At 53.7% G+C, this 17,374-nt stretch carries 15 protein-coding genes; 7 read left to right on the top strand and 8 right to left on the bottom strand.

The window, feature by feature from the left end:
• Positions 1–584 precede the first annotated feature (584 nt).
• The gene (locus CYQ09_RS07560; RefSeq protein ID WP_106745450.1) at positions 585–980 is read right to left on the bottom strand and encodes a GFA family protein; all 396 of its coding nucleotides are present in this window, start codon (positions 978–980) and stop codon (positions 585–587) included.
• Positions 981–1,034: 54 nt separating this feature from the next.
• Positions 1,035–1,919, bottom strand: coding sequence for an NAD-dependent epimerase/dehydratase family protein (locus CYQ09_RS07565; protein ID WP_106745451.1), 885 nt, complete (start codon positions 1,917–1,919; stop codon positions 1,035–1,037).
• Positions 1,920–2,216: 297 nt separating this feature from the next.
• Here CYQ09_RS07565 and CYQ09_RS07570 point away from each other — a divergent pair, with 297 nt between their 5' ends.
• From CYQ09_RS07570 to CYQ09_RS07580, 3 genes are all read left to right on the top strand, one after another.
• Positions 2,217–3,254, top strand: a complete 1,038-nt coding sequence (locus tag CYQ09_RS07570) for a Hint domain-containing protein (RefSeq protein WP_239495884.1) — start codon at positions 2,217–2,219, stop codon at positions 3,252–3,254.
• 129 nt (positions 3,255–3,383) lie between these two features.
• On the top strand, positions 3,384–5,345 hold the full coding sequence (gene parE, locus CYQ09_RS07575; RefSeq protein WP_106744816.1) for a DNA topoisomerase IV subunit B: 1,962 nt from the start codon (positions 3,384–3,386) through the stop codon (positions 5,343–5,345).
• Between the two features lie 18 nt (positions 5,346–5,363).
• The gene (locus tag CYQ09_RS07580; RefSeq protein ID WP_106744817.1) at positions 5,364–6,032 is read left to right on the top strand and encodes a hypothetical protein; all 669 of its coding nucleotides are present in this window, start codon (positions 5,364–5,366) and stop codon (positions 6,030–6,032) included.
• A gap of 390 nt (positions 6,033–6,422) precedes the next feature.
• Here the strand turns inward: CYQ09_RS07580 and CYQ09_RS07585 are convergent, their stop codons facing one another.
• From CYQ09_RS07585 to proS, 6 genes are all read right to left on the bottom strand, one after another.
• On the bottom strand, positions 6,423–6,812 hold the full coding sequence (locus CYQ09_RS07585) for a c-type cytochrome (protein ID WP_106744818.1): 390 nt from the start codon (positions 6,810–6,812) through the stop codon (positions 6,423–6,425).
• 54 nt (positions 6,813–6,866) lie between these two features.
• Positions 6,867–7,550: an ABC transporter ATP-binding protein gene (locus CYQ09_RS07590; RefSeq protein ID WP_106744819.1), complete on the bottom strand. Its 684-nt coding sequence runs from the start codon at positions 7,548–7,550 to the stop codon at positions 6,867–6,869.
• Entirely contained in the window at positions 7,543–8,799 is a 1,257-nt protein-coding gene (locus CYQ09_RS07595; RefSeq protein ID WP_106744820.1) for an ABC transporter permease, read from the bottom strand. The genes CYQ09_RS07590 and CYQ09_RS07595 overlap by 8 nt, the downstream gene beginning before the upstream one ends.
• Positions 8,800–8,815: 16 nt before the next feature.
• A complete protein-coding gene (locus CYQ09_RS07600) occupies positions 8,816–9,526 on the bottom strand; it encodes a ThuA domain-containing protein (protein ID WP_106744821.1) in 711 nt (236 codons plus the stop codon).
• A complete protein-coding gene (locus CYQ09_RS07605) occupies positions 9,523–10,131 on the bottom strand; it encodes a DUF2937 family protein (protein ID WP_106745452.1) in 609 nt (202 codons plus the stop codon). The genes CYQ09_RS07600 and CYQ09_RS07605 overlap by 4 nt, the downstream gene beginning before the upstream one ends.
• Positions 10,132–10,294: 163 nt before the next feature.
• The gene (proS, locus tag CYQ09_RS07610; RefSeq protein ID WP_106744822.1) at positions 10,295–11,635 is read right to left on the bottom strand and encodes a proline--tRNA ligase; all 1,341 of its coding nucleotides are present in this window, start codon (positions 11,633–11,635) and stop codon (positions 10,295–10,297) included.
• Between the two features lie 171 nt (positions 11,636–11,806).
• Here proS and CYQ09_RS07615 point away from each other — a divergent pair, with 171 nt between their 5' ends.
• The 4 genes from CYQ09_RS07615 to CYQ09_RS07630 are packed head-to-tail and all read left to right on the top strand — an operon-like array spanning position 11,807 to position 17,373.
• Positions 11,807–12,910, top strand: a complete 1,104-nt coding sequence (locus tag CYQ09_RS07615; protein ID WP_106744823.1) for an AI-2E family transporter — start codon at positions 11,807–11,809, stop codon at positions 12,908–12,910.
• 2 nt (positions 12,911–12,912) lie between these two features.
• Positions 12,913–13,566 (top strand): DnaA ATPase domain-containing protein, encoded by a 654-nt coding sequence (locus tag CYQ09_RS07620; protein WP_106744824.1) that lies wholly within the window; start codon positions 12,913–12,915, stop codon positions 13,564–13,566.
• Positions 13,567–13,623: 57 nt separating this feature from the next.
• Positions 13,624–15,792, top strand: coding sequence for an RNA degradosome polyphosphate kinase (locus CYQ09_RS07625; RefSeq protein WP_106744825.1), 2,169 nt, complete (start codon positions 13,624–13,626; stop codon positions 15,790–15,792).
• A 33-nt stretch (positions 15,793–15,825) separates the two neighbouring features.
• Entirely contained in the window at positions 15,826–17,373 is a 1,548-nt protein-coding gene (locus CYQ09_RS07630) for a Ppx/GppA family phosphatase (RefSeq protein WP_106744826.1), read from the top strand.
• Position 17,374: the final 1 nt, after the last annotated feature.

Genomic DNA, 17,374 nt, shown 5'->3' on the forward strand with positions numbered 1-17,374 from the left:
TAAACCTATGCTTCCAGTGTAATACCCAACTATCAACATCCACGGCGCAATACGTTCAGCGCTAGGTAAACTTTGTACAAAGTCATTTCCGGTTAGGACAACAAGCGGCGCAATGAGGAATGCTATGACATAGATCAAATGCAGGATCAGTAGTACCGTTTTGGCTTTTCGCGTTGGCGGAAATGCATAACCAGAAAGATCTGGCTGCGTAAATTCGACCACACACTTGTTTTTTACAGTGTATCGAGCGAGCGCCACGTAGATTGTAAGTGTTAAAATACAGATAATTACGTCAAAAGACGAACTCAACGAAAAATACAAGGATAACCCACTAGTCAAAACTACAGCATGAAATATCCTGCGGATATTCGTCCCCATTTCCCCATACAAAGCCAAGATATACATTATTTATTTAACCTTATTTATCCATACAGCGACAAAGCTGGCGTCGCATTGACCGCTTTCAGAGTGATGTAAAAAACGACACACCCGATACTTCAAATTCACCCTGCAAGATATCTGAAATAGCATATTGTATTTTCTTCTGGCTCAGAGGTTTTCATGCTTAACAACCAACCAACACGCTAATTCCAAATCTGCATGTCATGTGCAGTCAAATCGATCCAATCGGGCTTGCGATTGTCGTATACGGACACTTGCGGCACCGGCAAATCACCGGGTGCAAAGGCTCCCACGGGAATGGCGATGCCATCTGTCTGATCATTTTCGTACCAAACAGTCACACCACAATTCGGGCAAAAATGATAAGTAATCTTACTACCCTCGTCACCAGTGCGAACAAAACTGCGGCTTTCTCCGCTCAGGTTAACAGCCTCTGCCGCAAAGCGCGCATTCCAAGAAAACGCACTACCAGTCCGGGTCCGACAGTCGTTACAATGACATGTTGCGACACGCAACGGGTCACCTGTCGCAACAGCAGTCAAAGTACCACAGGCGCATGAAGCAGTACGTTGTCTCATTTCAATAACCCTATTGAAGTCGTATTCGTTGAGATTTGCCTGCATTGAAGGCGCCTAGCCCAACACATCCCGCCAAGAATGTTTGGGCGCGAACCCTACCATCGCTTTGGCCTTATCATTCGCATAAAACGTCTCGTCCGGCCGCATTTTGCGTTTGACCGGCACACCTGTATAGAACTGAGCGATGACTTCGTCGGATGTGATCCCAACTGACATGTCGTCGTTGGCGACGTTGAACACCTCATAGCCCAGACCGTCGGTTTTCAGGCAACAATCAACCATATGCCCCAGATCGCGCGCGTCGATATAGGCAAAGATGTTGCGACGGCGTAGGCTCGCGTCCTCCATAAAGGCGGGGAAGTTCGTTGCGTATTCATGCGGCTCGATCACGTTGTTGATCCGCAGCCCATAGATGTCGATGCCTGAACGTGCCTGAAACGACTTGGCCGTCATCTCGTTACAGACCTTGGACATGGCATAGCTATCGTGCGGCACGGTGGGGTGATCTTCGTCGATTGGGACGTAATCGGGTTTCAGCTCTCCATCCGCGAAACAAACGGCATATGTGGTTTCGGAGCTTGCGAAAATCACCTTGGGGATACCCAGCTTCACCGCAGCTTCGATCACATTGTAGGTGGTGATGGTATTCTGGCGAAAGCATTCGCCATCGGTACCAATCATCACGCGCGGCACAGCCGCGAAATGCACAACCGCATCGTATTTCGGCACGCCAGTTCCAGCGTCCAACTCGTGAAAATCAGTAAATTGTGACATCGCTCCAATCACTTGGCCGGCGTCCGTGAGATCAATCAGTAGTTCGGACACATCCAACCCCGATGGGGTCATATCCGCATTGACGACCGTATGGCCCTGTCCTTGCAAATAAGTAATCGCATGTTTGCCAGCCTTGCCGCTGCCGCCTGTGAAAAAGATGCGCATGGTTTGCCTCCGTTTTTTTGCCCACCGTAGCGTAGTTTTGGCAGACCACAACGGTCAGCCTCTCAAAAGCCGCGGCCTCCAAAAATATTTAAGTGAGATGAAACTATTTTGAATGCCCCTCGTGGATAGTGGGAGCGCGTAGAAGAACGGGTTGCAAGAACCCTCTTTTTACAAATCATAACTCCCCCGCGCACTGCGGAATATTAGCAAGCGAGATCACTACCAATGCCGACGTCGTTCAAAGTTTTTTCTTTAGGGCAACTTCCGATCTGGGACCCTCAAGAAGGGAACACCACGTTGCAACAGTCTGCAGTTACTAATTCCTTGGGGACCTATGGTTCATCAGATAACCCTTTATTTCGCGATATTCGTAACTTTGATCCGGCAGGAAATGGATTTGGCGGCGGATCTGCAAACTCCTATGATATAGACAATAATGCTTCCAATGACCAATTTAGCATTGATGGCGGTCCAGCCCAGACATTTGACGCCATCATGCAGTTTGATGCCGTCATCACGTACAAAGATGGAACAACTGCGACAATCACTGCGAACGTCATGCAGGACGTGAACGGAAACTCATATTGGGTTCCAGAAACCGTAGAAAACGCAGACCAAGAGGCGATCAATGCGCAGGCTATTCGATCTCTTGAATTGGTATCTCCGATATACGCGAATAATAACGCAGGTCAGGGTTATAGCATGGCCGCTGATCGGGCCGATAGCGACCCGCTTTGCTTTACACGCGGTACATGCATTTCCTGCCCAGGTGGCCCACGAATGATCGAACACATCGCAGAAGGCGATCAAGTAATGACGATGGATCATGGTATCCAGACGGTCAGGTGGATCGGCCGACGTACTTACGCCGCAGTCGGTCGCCTCGCGCCCATTAAAATCAAAGCTGGAACACTTAACGCAATCGTAGATCTCGAGGTCAGTCCACAGCACCGTATTCTGCTGCAAGGTCCAGAGGCCGAATTATTGTTTGGAACAAGCGAAGTCTTGGTTCCCGCTAAACATCTCGTGAATGACGACACCATCACAGTGCGACGCGGGGGCGAAGTCGAGTACATACACCTGCTTTTTGACCACCACGAAGTCGTCTGGGCGGATGGCGTCGCCACGGAAACGCTATTTCTAGGTGAAACAGGCAAACGCGCACTGGATGCCGAAAACTTAGAGGAACTGCATACAATATTCCCTGAACTAAATGACTTAAATACCAGCACCATGAAAACGGCGCGCCCGGTTGTAAAAGGCTATGAGGCCGCAGCCTTGATCGCCGCACGTAGCAAATACCAGACTTCGGAGCCCATCGTTCAAGCCGTCTGAGAAGACCAGCCAGAAACACAATACGATTGCGCCGTTTTCTTGGCCTAGGTCACGCCTACGCACATTCCGTGATTGCTCCATCCGCGACAGGCTGCCATATTGGCCCAAACCAAAAGAATGAGCAGTACCATGGCCGATGATCTTCTTTCTGGGGGCGCTTCCCCTGACGACTACAATGCATCCTCTATCGAAGTGCTCGAGGATATGGAGCACGTGCGCCTACGCCCGGGTATGTATATCGGGGGTAAGGACGAACGCGCGCTGCACCACATGGTCGCCGAAATCATCGACAACTCCATGGATGAAGCTGTCGCCGGGCACGCCACATGGATCGAGGTCGAGCTACACGAAAACGGCCATGTCACTGTGCGCGATAACGGGCGAGGCATTCCAACTGACCCACACCCCAAGAACCCCGACAAATCCGCGCTCGAGATCATCTTTTGTACATTGAACGCAGGTGGGAAATTCTCGGGTGATAGTTACCAAACGTCGGGTGGTTTGCACGGGGTTGGATCGTCGGTCGTGAACGCGCTGTCGGATCATCTGCGTGTCGAGGTCGCGCGCAACAAAGAACTCTTCATGATGGAATTCTCGCGCGGGGTGCCACAAGCGCCGCTCGCGAAAATCGGCGCAGCACCAAATCGGCGCGGCACCGCGGTGACGTTCCACCCTGACGAAGAAATCTTCGGTAAGCTGACGCTCAAACCCAAGACGCTGTTCAAAATGGCCCGGTCAAAGGCCTACCTATTTTCAGGCGTTGAAATCCGCTGGAAAACAGCAATCAACGATGGCGACACCCCGCTAGAGGCCACATTCAAATTCCCGGGCGGCTTGGCCGACTACCTGACCGAAACCATGTCAGGCGCGACGACCTACTCTGAAAAACCCTTTGCGGGCACCGTGTCCTTCCAAGACAAATTCAACGTCCCCGGCAAGGTCGAATGGGCGATCAACTGGACCCCTGCCCGCGACGGTTTCATTCAGTCCTACTGTAACACCGTCCCAACCCCCGAAGGCGGCACGCACGAGGCCGGGTTCTGGTCCGCGATCCTCAAGGGGATCAAAGCCTACGGTGATCTGGTCGGCAACAAAAAGGCCGGGACAATCACGCGCGAAGACCTGACCACAGGTGCCGGCGCACTTGTGTCCTGCTTTATCCGCGAACCGGAATTCGTCGGGCAGACAAAGGACCGTCTGGCCACAACAGACGCCCAGCGAATGGTGGATGCCGCCGTGCGTGACCACTTTGACAACTGGCTCGCGGCGGATACCAAATCCGCAGGTGCAATCCTTGATTTCCTTGTGCTGCGTGCCGAAGAACGTCTTCGCCGCAAACAAGAAAAAGAAACTTCGCGCAAATCAGCGACCAAGAAGCTGCGCCTGCCGGGTAAACTGACCGACTGCACATCCAAAGACAGGGTCGGGACTGAGCTGTTCATCGTCGAGGGTGACTCGGCTGGTGGTTCAGGCAAAGGGGCGCGTGAACGCAAAACCCAAGCGCTGCTGCCGCTCAAAGGTAAAATCCTGAACGTCTTGGGCGCGGCGTCGAACAAGCTGACAACCAACCAAGAAATCAACGACCTCTGCGAGGCGTTGGGCGTTGGCATGGGCACGAAATTCAACGTTGATGACCTGCGTTACGACAAGATCATCATCATGACCGATGCGGACGTCGACGGGGCGCATATCGCGGCGCTGTTGATGACGTTCTTCTTTACCCAAATGCGGCCGCTGATAGACCAAGGGCACCTTTATCTGGCCTGCCCACCGCTCTACCGCCTGACCCAAGGCGCGCGGCGCGTCTATGTGGCAGACGACGCCGAAAAAGACGCGATGATGGAAAAGGGCCTCGGCGGCAAAGGCAAGATCGACGTGCAGCGGTTTAAGGGTCTAGGCGAGATGGACGCAAAAGACCTCAAAGAGACCACGATGGACCCGGCCACCCGCAAACTCATCCGCGTCACCGTCCACGACGACGAACCCGGCGATACAGCCGATCTGGTCGAGCGCCTGATGGGTAAGAAACCAGAACTGCGGTTCCAGTATATTCAAGAAAACGCGCAGTTCGTGGAGGAGTTGGATGTTTAAAATTTTTGGAGGTCACTTTTGGAAGACGAAAAGTTAATTCAAGCTCAGGAAATGCTCGATGGCTATATTGAGCACGCCGTCAACCACGAGTACCATGCAAACAGTGAACCTCCATGGGATCCCGCAGACTGTGATGCCGTCGTATTTCTTACCAACGTTCTAAACCAAAAACTCCCGATAAACTTCATCGCATTAGTGAAATCGGGTGTTCCTACTTCTGAATATGATCAAGTGAAATTTGCCGGCCGACTTGGCCGCTCAGTCTTTTTACATCAAAAATTTGGTGAACTTTCCGAAACTAGTTCAGCGAACTATGACGTGGATGATTTAAGTCCCACCTTTGAACTCGAAAGTGATGAAAAGGAGCGTGTACTCCATCTTAGTAGTCAGCTTAGGAAAATAATTTTTGCGTCCATGGTCTTTGATGATCCACATAAGAGGCGACTATTAAACCGTATCGCAGCCGTAGAACGCGAAGTTCACCAAGACAAAGGCAAACTTGATGTTGTCTTGGCGGGTATTTCAGATGTGGGCGATACGCTTAAGAAATTTGGCGGCGATCTCAAACCACTTTCAGAGCGCTATTCTGAGATCGTTCAGTTGACCAGATCAAAGTCTGATCAATATGATCAAATTCCACCTCCACCAGAACATGAAGCGTTACCTGCTCCAGATACTGACGAATAGGTATACTATCTCTACCTGATGGGGACGTATGCATACTTGCCAACACTGGGCATCGCTTGGACCTCGGGGTGGGTGCTGTAGCGCCCTCCCCATGGGGGAGGGTTTGAACCGTCTTGGAATTGATCCAGTGGATCAATTCAGGTGAAAACGGGCGGAGCCCCGGTCCGGGCGCTGCCAGGCGATGCCGGGCCGGACGTGGATCAGGTGAAACCACTCCACCGCACGCGCCTTTAACCCGATCAACGCCACACAGATGTCCGACGCTTTGCCGACGCAAATCCGACGTGATGCCGGCAGCCCCAAACCCTTAAAACAAGGGCGTTAACCTATGATTCGCCACCCCGCCCCGTAGGGTGGGTTTCAACCCACCGCACGCTGACAAAAGCAGCCTTATTCTTCGCGCTGTAGCAGCTCAATGTAATCGGTCAGCAGCAGCAGCTTGGTCGGCACAGGTGTTCCCAGCCCGTTGTTTTCAACAATCACCGTTTCGCCCAGATCACCTGCGCCGAACTCCGGCATCGCCACGCTAAAGTGCGCATCGCGTTGCAGCCCGTCGATGGTGCTCATCACTTGGTCACGTGGAAACACCCCGCCATTGCGCGACGCGATTGTCGTCAGGTCCGGCGGCACAGTATCCAGCCCGCGCGCATACGATCCATCCCCACGTGCATCCGCGCCGTGACAGCCAGCGCATTCGCTGGCGTAGATCTGAGCCCCGGTTTCAGGTTCCTCGACACAAGCAGCTAACACTAGCCCTGCAAAGATCAAAAAATAGCGCATCACTGTCTCCCTCGTTTTACTCACGATAGCAGAGCAGGCGATGCAGACTTTGATCTAGATCATCTCAAGCACCCCACCGCTGAGACGCACCTGTCGGTCCATCCGCGCAGCAAGTTCAAGGTTATGTGTCGCAATAACCGCCGCCAGCCCCGTGTCACGCACCAACGTCATCAGCGCGTCAAACACTTGGTCCGATGTATCGGGGTCAAGGTTCCCTGTCGGCTCATCCGCTAGCAAAAGCGCGGGTTCATTCGCCAGCGACCGGCAGAACGCCACCCGCTGCTGTTCCCCACCCGATAGCGCCGCCGGACGATGCGACGCCCGCTCTGCGATACCAACCTGCCCCAGCAAATCCATCGCCCGCGCATGCGCGGCCCTTTCAGTTACCCCATTTGCTAACTGTGGCAGCACGATATTTTCAAGCGCGGTAAACTCTGGCAGCAAGTGGTGGAATTGATAGATAAATCCAACCGTATCGCGGCGCACAGCTGTCCGTTTGCGATCCGACAGATTGGTCATATCCGTCCCGCCAATCGCCACCGTCCCTGCCTCAGGCGTATCCAACAGCCCGGCAATATGCAGCAGCGTTGACTTGCCCGCACCCGACGGCGCGACCAATCCAACGACCTCGCCCGGCTTCACGGATAGCGAAACACCTTGCAGCACACGGACTTCGTTCGGTTTTCCGGCGTTGTAGGTTTTGGTCAGCTCTGCGACCTCAAGGGTGAAATCATTCATAGCGCAGCGCCTCGACAGGGTTCATCCGGGCGGCACGGCGCGCCGGGAAAATAGTGATAATCCAAGACAGCCCCAGCGACAGCGACACAGATTTTAGAACGTCAGATAGGTGGAGTTCAGCAGGCACAGCATAGATTCCACGGATCGAAGGATCCCAAACCCCACCGCCCGAGACAAAGTTCACAAAGCTGAAAATCTGGTCGATGTAGATCGCAAACAGGCACCCAAGCACGACACCGCAAAGCGTTCCAATGGTCCCGATACCGGCACCACAGATAAAGAACACACGCATGATCGACCCTTCGGTCAGCCCCATAGTCCGCAAGATGCCGACATCGCGCCCTTTGTTTTTGACCAGCATGATTAAACCGCTAATGATGTTCATCGACGCCACTAGCACAAGGATCGACAGGATGATGAACATCACGTTGTCCTCGATGGTCAGCGCGCGCAGATAGCGGCGCACCCTATCTTCCCAGCTATACGCCCAAGTCCCTGCACCTGCAGCATCTGCGATAGATTGCTTTAGCCCTTCAGACAAAGTGATGTCGTCTAGCTGAACCGCAAGCTCATCCGCGACGCCATCGCGATTAAAAATGAATTGCGCGACATCCAGCGGCAGATAGGCACGTACTTCATCAATCTGATAGCGCCCGGTCGAGAAGATATAGACGACATCATAGGCGTTACGCCGTGTGGATTGCCCCATGGGCGTCGCCGCGCCAGAACGTGTCGTGATCTCAATCCGGTCCCCGATGGTCACCCCAAGGTTCGCGGCCAGTTCAGAGCCAAGCGCGATGCCATTGGGCAGGTCATCAATGTTGCCGTAGCTACGGTCGCTTTCAATGATGGCGTCCGATACTTTCAGGTCTTCAAGCCTGATCCCATAGATATCTGCCAGCCCCAGCCGCCCAGATGCATTCGCCATCGCCTGACCACGCACCAATGGAAACACGTCTGTGACATGGTCCTGCTCAAGGATACGCGCCGAGACGGCTTCGTAATCGTCGATGGTCCCACCCGGCTGCTGCACGGTAACATGCGCATAGGCACCCGCGATCGTATCAACGAATTCAGCGCGAAATCCCGACCGGACTGCAAGCGTTGCAATCAAGGCGAAAACGGCCAAAGTGACCCCTATCAGACTGATCCAAGTCATCACGCTGATGCCGCCTTCGGCACGTTTGGCACGAATGTATCGCCAAGCGATCATCCATTCGAATTTGGCAAATGGGCGAGTAGACGTCATGAAATCTCTTTTTCTATTACCAATGGTTTCCGGGACTGTGGAACTGTGTAATGTCCTGCCCGGCCGCTGCCGCTTTGCTTTGGGCGGCCCACAACAAACCGCGACGTAGCATCTCGTGCGCGGGGCCGCCAGCGATCACATTCGCCTGATGCCCTAACGAGTTGTAGTAAACCCGTCCCAACCCCCAGGCCCGTGTCCATGCCACAGGCATTTCGACCGCGCCATTCGGGCTGTGATACCATGTCACCACATCCGTACAGCTTGTTGCTAATACGTTGTTGGCCGGATCGACGTGCAGATAGTATTGTTCTGTTTCGACGTCGAAATCATCAATGCCAGCAACCAGCGGATCATCCGAAGTGATTGTGACCCGGTGTTTAACACCATCGCCTCCGGGATGCGCGACCCAGTTTGCGCCAGTAATGAACTGCCATAGCGGAGAGCCGCGAAACGCGTCGCACATCCCGCCATGGCATCCGGCGATTCCAGTGCCATGCGCAACGGCCTCTGACACATTGGTCGCTGCTTCACGTGATAGGTCGCTCATCGTCCAGACTGGCACGATGAGGTCATAGGTCTTCAACTGATCACCATCATCAAAGCAATCAAGACTATTGGTGACCACTGTATCGACCCCCGCATCACGTAGCATCGTATCAAAAATCGCTGCGACTTTATCGGGCTCATGACCATCCCAGCCGCCCCAAGTAATCAACGCTTTGGTCATCGCTTTGCTCCTGCAAGTGGCCGAATATGGCTTTGTTGTTCAACATGTGGCTCCGGCTTACGGACCGGAGGATCGGCCTTAACACCTAACGCAGCCGTTGGTCTTGCCGGTTTCCGTTTAGGCCGAGCACGGCGAAACGGCATAGTGAGCATACCCAATACTGCGCCAAAAATGACCCAGCCACCAACAAACCCCGTTCCCGCAGCAGCAGCACCCGCAGTGCTCACAGGTACAGCAGGGGTAAAATCCTGCCAGACGGCTTGGAACGTGTCGGTATCAGCCATCCGATGCGGCATAAGCATCCGCTCAATTGGCGACGCGTCTCGCAATACCATCAGGTTTTCACTTAGACGGGCATGTCGCGCTATGGTGCGCCGCCACATGGCCTCTTGGCCTTGCATGAGGGGAACCGCCGCCATTGCTTCCAACATTTCTTCGCGGCCTAAGCCATCTTGCAGTGCGGTCGCGTCAAACTCTTTCACTTGACGTGACAGCTCATCGACCTGACCGCCAAGGCGCTGAAGATATTGCTGCGAAAATTCTGGGAATTGGGACAGACCGGCAGCCCCTGCAATCCCGCCAGCAAGGCAAAGCACCCGGATCATTTCCGGCATCCCGTCAAATCAGTCTGTGTCATCTGCTGCCTCAACACATATTCTTTTCGGGCAGCATAACAGAGATTTCGCGACCCGTTAACGTATCTTGAAAAAATGGGCGCTGATCCGCAAGGACCGCGCCCATTCCATCACATCAAAGTGCTGTGTTCACTTATGCGATGCCTTCGTAGATCTTGGTGATCTTCGCGATGGCCTCTGCTGCTGGCATCTCTGTGGCCTCACCTGTACGACGGCAAGTGACTTCGACGACACCGTTTTTGATGCCACGCGGGCCGATAGTGATCCGCCAAGGTAAACCAATCATGTCCATTGCCCCAAATTTGGCCCCTGCCCGTTCATCACGGTCATCATAAAGCGGCTCTAGACCGGCAGCGGTGAACTGTTTGTACAGGTCCTCGCAGGCTGCGTCGCAAGCCTCATCACCTGAACGCATATTCAGGATGCCAACGTGGAATGGGGTGACCCCTTCTGGCCAGATGATGCCCTTGTCATCATGGCTCGCCTCGATGATCGCGCCTAGCAGACGGGACACACCAATACCGTGCGACCCCATGTGGACCGGAACTTTGCCGCCTTTGCCATCGTCAACCAGCGCGCCCATTGCTTCGGAATATTTGGTGCCAAAGTAGAAAATTTGGCCAACTTCGATCCCACGCGCGGTCCGCTTGCGGTCTTCTGGAACGTCAGCAAAGATCGCTTCATCGTGGGTTTCATCCGTCCGAGCGTAGCGGCTGGTGAATTCTTCCAACACGGCTTCACATTGTTCACGTGAATCATAGTCGATCTCGCGGTCACCGAATTTCAGGTCCGTGATTTCGCTATCAAAGAACACTTCGGATTCGCCAGTTTCGGCAAGAACAAGGAATTCATGCGTATAATCACCACCAATCGGGCCACCGTCGGCGCGCATTGGGATCGCCTGAAGCCCAAGGCGTTCGTATGTGCGCAGATAGCTTACCAAGTGGCGGTTATACGCGTGCAGCGCGTCCTCTTTGGTCAGATCGAAATTATAGCCGTCTTTCATGTAAAACTCGCGGCCACGCATCACACCAAACCGCGGACGGACTTCGTCACGGAATTTCCACTGGATTTGATAAAGCGTCAGTGGCAAGTCTTTGTAGCTGGTGACATGCGAACGGAAAATGTCAGTGACCAGTTCCTCGGCTGTTGGCGTGAACAGCAGTTCGCGACCGCCGCGGTCTTTGATCCGCAGCATTTCTTCGCCGTAGGCATCATAGCGACCACTTTCGCGCCACAGGTCCGCCGACTGGATCGTTGGCATCTGGATTGCAATGTGGCCCGCGCGCGCCTGTTCTTCGTGCACGATGTTTTCGATCTTGCGCAGCACTTTGAAACCAAGCGGCAACCACGAGTAGATGCCCGCGCTGGATTGTTTGATCATGCCAGCTTGTAACATATAGCGGTGACTGACGATCTGCGCCTCGCGAGGCGTTTCTTTGAGAACAGGGAGGAAATAGCGGCTCATGCGCATCGGATCGACCTTCTTGGAAATTCGGTTAGGACGGGTGTAATCCGCGCACGCGGCCCTCGCAAGCGCAGACATGTGCCCAAATGGCCAGTAATCGCCTGATAATTTGCCTGCTACCCTTGCACAGGACTGCGCCATACCGCATCTATTTGGACGAGTAACAAGGGGTAAGAGATGGCACTGCCAGTTCAACAACAAGCAAAATACTGGGGAATCGTGACAGTTTTAATGCTCGTCGTGCTCTGGTTTTTGGGTGATGTGATCCTTCCTTTTGTATTGGGCGGCGCGATTGCATATTGCTTTGATCCCATTGCTGATCGGCTTGAAACTGCGGGTTTCAGCCGAACCGCTTCGGTCACGATCATCGCGCTGATCGCTGTGGTGCTGTTTATCCTATTGATCCTGCTCGTGATCCCAACATTGATCTCGCAGACGACACAGCTCATCGACACTGCACCGCAACTATTTGACCGACTGCGGTCGGCGCTGACCGAACGGTTTCCGTCGCTTGTCGATTCCGAAAGCACCGTACACAAACAGTTGTTAGCGATTGGCGAAGCCATCCAATCAAAGGGTGGAGAGTTGCTAAATGGCTTGCTTAGTTCTGCCATCGGATTGCTAAATGTTGTCGTTCTGCTCGTGATCGTGCCTGTCGTCGCATTCTATCTGTTGCTTGATTGGGACAAGATGACCGCCCGTATTGATGATCTTTTGCCACGTGATCACGTTGAAACGGTGCGCATGCTTGCGCGTCAGATCGACAGTACATTGGCATCATTCATTCGCGGTCAAGGCACCGTATGTTTAGTCTTGGGCACTTATTACGCGGTCGCCTTAATGATTGCAGGCCTCAAATTTGGACTAATTGTCGGGTTTATCGCCGGGCTAGTGACATTCATTCCTTATGTCGGCGCATTGGTGGGTGGTGTACTGGCCCTCGGGCTGGCGCTGTTCCAGTTTTGGGGCGGTACCGAAGTTGTCGATGGCGAAACCGTCACCCAAACAACCAACTGGTTACGGATTGGTATTGTCGCTGGTATCTTCTTCTTAGGGCAATTCCTTGAGGGCAATATTCTCACGCCCAAGCTGGTTGGGGGCTCGGTTGGGTTGCATCCGGTCTGGCTACTATTTGCGCTGTCAGTTTTTGGATCATTGTTTGGGTTTGTTGGCATGCTGGTCGCGGTGCCGGTCGCCGCCGTCATTGGCGTACTGACCCGTTATGCGATAGAACACTACAAAGACGGGCGCCTTTATCGCGGTCTCTCAACGGACGAATAATCATGGCTGATCAACTTACATTCAACTGGCCAACAGGTGTTGCGCTGGGGCCGAACGATTTTTTCGTATCAGGTGCAAACGCACAAGCATTCGCAATGCTCACCGCCCCGCAGTCGTGGCCTGATCGCAAGCTGGTCGTCGCGGGCCCCAAAGGATGCGGCAAAAGCCACCTCGCCCGGATTTTTCAGATTCAAACGGATGCGTTGACAGTCGATGCCGGATCGCTTGCGCCTGACTTTCAAACTGATGCTAAATTCGTGATTGTCGAAGACATGGAAAATTTGCCCCAAGCGTCAGAAGAGGCCATGTTTCATCTTCATAACCACCTACGCAACACTGGCGGAACGTTGTTGATGACCGCGCAAACGGCCCCCACCCGTTGGTCAATTGCGTTACCTGATCTGGCCAGTCGCATGCAGGCCACCACGGTGACACAAATCGACAACCCCGATGACGCGCTTTTATCAGCGTTAATCATGAAACTCTTTTCAGATCGCCAGATGATGCCGAAACCTGCGCTCGTACAATATTTGATGACGCGGATTGAACGGTCATTTGCCGCCGCCGCAGACATTGTGAACCAACTTGATGATGCTGCGCTTACGACTGGTCGTAAGATCAACAAAGCACTGGCTGCCGACTTGCTGGACAACTAGTGCCAGTATCGCGATAATTGTCACAAAGTCGCAATAGTTGCGGCACATAAGGCAATTATGAACACAACAAACTTTCTTGAAGGGGCGTTTCCGACCCCGACCGAACTCGACATTGATCTGGCGACGCCTGCGCGTTTTGTGAACCGCGAGCTGAGCTGGCTTGGGTTCAACTGGCGCGTCTTAGAAGAGGCCGAAAACACGCGCGTTCCATTACTTGAACGGTTGCGGTTCTTATCAATTTCCGCCGCCAACTTGGATGAATTTTTTAGTGTTCGTGTTGCTGGGCTACGTGAACTGGCAAACGCCGGGAATGTGACACCCGGCCTTGACGGGTTAACGCCCGCAGAACAATTGCTGTTGATCGACGCGGACGCACGCCGCCTGATGGCCAGTCAGCAAACAGTCTTCACTGTCCTACAAGCCGAGATGGCAACGCAGGACATTCACCTGCTCACCCGGAATGATCTAAGCACCGGCGACATCGCCTACCTCGAAAATGTGTTTCTTGAACAAGTATTCCCGGTTCTTTCACCGCTCGCGATTGACCCAGCGCACCCGTTCCCATTCATTCCGAACGAAGGGTTTGCGCTTGCCCTGCAACTTGAGCGCAGCAGCGATAAACGCAGTTTGCGCGCACTACTGCCTGTCCCTGCACAGATCGACCGTTTCATCGCGCTTCCCACAGATCAGGGGAATCGGTTTTTACCGTTGGAAGAATTGCTTTTGTTACACATTGGGCAGCTTTTCCCGGGCTACAAAGTAAAAGGCAGCTGCGCCTTTAAAGTCTTGCGTGACAGTGATCTTGAGGTTGAAGACGAAGCCGAAGATCTAGTGCGCGAATTCGAAGTTGCGCTGAAACGCCGTCGGCGCGGCGAAGTTGTACGCCTTAAAATTTCTGCCGAAGCGCCCGCTGCGCTGCAAACGCTCATCATGTCCGAACTGCATGTCACATCAGAGGCCGTCGTCGAAGTTGATGGTATGATCGGCATTGCGGACCTTAGCGAACTGGTGCTGGATTCACGCCCCGATCTATTGTGGCCGTCGTTTTCCCCACGTGTTCCGGAACGTGTCCAAGATCACGATGGCGATATGTTCGCCGCGATCCGGCAAAAAGACATGCTACTGCATCACCCATACGAAACATTTGATATGGTGGTGCGGTTTCTACAACAGGCAGCGCGCGACCCTGATGTGGTTGCGATCAAACAAACGCTTTACCGAACATCCAATCGATCCCCGATTGTTGAAGCCCTGTGCGAAGCCGCCGAAGACGGGAAATCGGTCACCGCGCTGGTCGAGCTAAAGGCCCGCTTTGACGAGGCTGCCAATATCCGTCAGTCGCGCCGCTTGGAACGCGCTGGCGCACATGTGGTCTATGGTTTCCTGAACTATAAAACACATGCGAAAATCAGCACTGTCGTCCGCCGCGAGGGCGAGAAACTGGTCACATACACGCACTTTGGAACTGGCAACTATCACCCGATCACAGCGCGGATATATACAGACCTAAGCCTGTTCACTTGCGACGCAAAGCTGGGCCGTGACGCGACCAAGGTCTTTAACTACCTGTCTGGATACGCACAGCCAGAGACGCTTGAAAACCTTGCGATTTCGCCGCTAAGTCTGAAACAAACGTTGTTAGATCGCATCGCAGCCGAAGCAGATAACGCGCGCGAAGGCAAACCCGCAATGATCTGGGCAAAGATGAACTCTTTGATCGAATCCGATGTCATTGATGCGCTTTATGCGGCGTCGCAGGCCGGCGTAAAAATCAGCCTTGTGATCCGTGGCATCTGCGGCCTTCGGCCCGGGGTCAAAGGACTGTCCGAAAACATCAGGGTTAAATCTATCGTCGGGCGTTTCTTGGAACACTCGCGGATCGTGTGTTTCGGTAATGGGTCTGACCTGCCGTCCAAAAAAGCGAAGGTCTATATCAGCTCTGCCGATTGGATGGGACGCAACCTGAACCGACGTGTTGAAACACTCGTCGAAATTAAGAATGCTACCGTCAAGGCGCAAATTGTCAGTCAGGTCATGGCTGCGAATATGGCTGACGTCGCGCAAAGTTGGGTTATGGCAGCGGACGGCAGTTTTAGCCGCGCAATCATACCCGAAGGCGCGTTCGCCTTTAATTGCCACCGTTTCTTCATGGAAAATCCCTCTTTGTCTGGTCGTGGTTCAGCAGGGGCATCTGATGTCCCGAGGTTGACGCATACCGACGATTGACCGATACCTGAAAAGGGAAGATGCGGGGATCACATGACAACACAACCAGATCCGGACACCATTGATTGGGGTCCCTTTGGGCGACCACTGTTCGAAGATGCAGCGGCAAAAAACCTTAGTCGCGTTGGTGTCATTGACGTTGGTTCAAACTCTGTCCGATTGGTTGTGTTTGACGGGGCAGCGCGGTCACCCGCCTATTTCTATAACGAAAAGATCATGTGCGCCTTGGGTGCTGGCCTATCTGAAACCGGCCACTTGAACCCCGAAGGCCGCAAACGCGCGCTTTCCGCAATCCGTCGCTTTGCTGCGCTGGCCGAAGGTATGGGTATCCTGCCCCTGACGGCGGTCGCGACGGCCGCTGTCCGCGAAGCCAGTGACGGCCAAGATTTTCGCGACGAGATTCTAAAAGAAACCGGTGTAAAACTGTGGATCATCGACGGCAAAGAAGAGGCTCGGCTTTCGGCCCAAGGTGTGTTGCTTGGTTGGCCGGGTAGCTATGGGTTGGTTTGTGATATTGGCGGATCGTCAATGGAACTCGCAGACCTTGCCGAAGGGCGTGTTGGGCAACGCGTGACCTCTGCCCTTGGCCCGCTTAAGCTACGTGAAATCAAGGGCGGCAAAAAGGCGGTTAAGGCCTATGTCCGCGAAACGATGACACGTTTACACGACGAGATGGGCAATGAAACCGGTATGCGGTTATTCCTTGTGGGCGGGTCTTGGCGGGCAATCGCACGCATTGATATGGAACGCCGCAACTATCCGCTAACCGTTTTGCATGAATACCGCATGTCGTCGCGCCAAATCAGTAAGACAGCCGATTATATTAGCAAATCAGACCTGCAAGACTTACGCGGCCGCTGCAATATATCGGATAGCCGGATGTCGCTCGTGCCGCTGGCATCGATTGTTTTAAAAGAACTGATGCGCACCTTTAAGCCCAAAGACGTTGCAATTTCGTCTTATGGTATCCGCGAAGGCATGCTGTTCGAACAAATGCCGCGTGAACTGCGTGACCGTGATCCACTGGTCGAGGCTTGCCGCTTTGCCGAGGCTAAAGATGCGCGCATGCCCGGCTTTGGTCGCCTGCTATATGACTTTATAAAACCATTGTTCCCCCGCGCCAATTGGCAACGCAAGCGGATCATAAAGGCCGCGTGCTTGCTGCATGATGTCAGCTGGCGGGCGCACCCCGATTACCGCGCCGAAGTTACGTTTGATAACGCCACCCGTGCCAATCTTGGTGGGCTTAAGCACTATGAGCGCGTGCTGTTGGGCCTCGCGCTGATGAACCGCTACACGAACAAGACAGACAAAACCCGCTTTGCGCCGCTTTTTGAAATGTTGGAACCCCCACAAATAAAAGAGGCCGAGGTGCTTGGTAAGGCGCTTCGTCTTGGGGCAATGCTATGGTTATCCCCAGATGAACCCCCCGGAACGCTTAAGTGGAAAGCAAAGACCAGAGAGCTGACGCTTATCCTAACCGAACACGCCCGCCCGCTTTACGGCGAAGTCGCCGAAGCACGCTTTGCAGCGCTTGCATCTGCACTTGATGCCACTGCGACGGTCAAATTCACCAAATAGC

It is taken from the genome of Yoonia maritima, from assembly GCF_002933395.1.
GTDB classification, from domain to species: domain Bacteria; phylum Pseudomonadota; class Alphaproteobacteria; order Rhodobacterales; family Rhodobacteraceae; genus Yoonia; species Yoonia maritima_A.

Bases quoted from the DNA above. Each gene is read 5' to 3' on its own strand.
- CYQ09_RS07560 (WP_106745450.1), bottom strand. From the start codon at position 980: ATGAGACAACGTACTGCTTCATGCGCCTGTGGTACTTTGACTGCTGTT.
- CYQ09_RS07565 (WP_106745451.1), bottom strand. From the start codon at position 1,919: ATGCGCATCTTTTTCACAGGCGGCAGCGGCAAGGCTGGCAAACATGCG.
- parE (WP_106744816.1), top strand. From the start codon at position 3,384: ATGGCCGATGATCTTCTTTCTGGGGGCGCTTCCCCTGACGACTACAAT.
- CYQ09_RS07585 (WP_106744818.1), bottom strand. From the start codon at position 6,812: ATGCGCTATTTTTTGATCTTTGCAGGGCTAGTGTTAGCTGCTTGTGTC.
- CYQ09_RS07590 (WP_106744819.1), bottom strand. From the start codon at position 7,550: ATGAATGATTTCACCCTTGAGGTCGCAGAGCTGACCAAAACCTACAAC.
- CYQ09_RS07595 (WP_106744820.1), bottom strand. From the start codon at position 8,799: ATGACGTCTACTCGCCCATTTGCCAAATTCGAATGGATGATCGCTTGG.
- CYQ09_RS07600 (WP_106744821.1), bottom strand. From the start codon at position 9,526: ATGACCAAAGCGTTGATTACTTGGGGCGGCTGGGATGGTCATGAGCCC.
- CYQ09_RS07605 (WP_106745452.1), bottom strand. From the start codon at position 10,131: ATGATCCGGGTGCTTTGCCTTGCTGGCGGGATTGCAGGGGCTGCCGGT.
- proS (WP_106744822.1), bottom strand. From the start codon at position 11,635: ATGCGCATGAGCCGCTATTTCCTCCCTGTTCTCAAAGAAACGCCTCGC.
- CYQ09_RS07615 (WP_106744823.1), top strand. From the start codon at position 11,807: ATGGCACTGCCAGTTCAACAACAAGCAAAATACTGGGGAATCGTGACA.
- CYQ09_RS07620 (WP_106744824.1), top strand. From the start codon at position 12,913: ATGGCTGATCAACTTACATTCAACTGGCCAACAGGTGTTGCGCTGGGG.
- CYQ09_RS07625 (WP_106744825.1), top strand. From the start codon at position 13,624: ATGAACACAACAAACTTTCTTGAAGGGGCGTTTCCGACCCCGACCGAA.
- CYQ09_RS07630 (WP_106744826.1), top strand. From the start codon at position 15,826: ATGACAACACAACCAGATCCGGACACCATTGATTGGGGTCCCTTTGGG.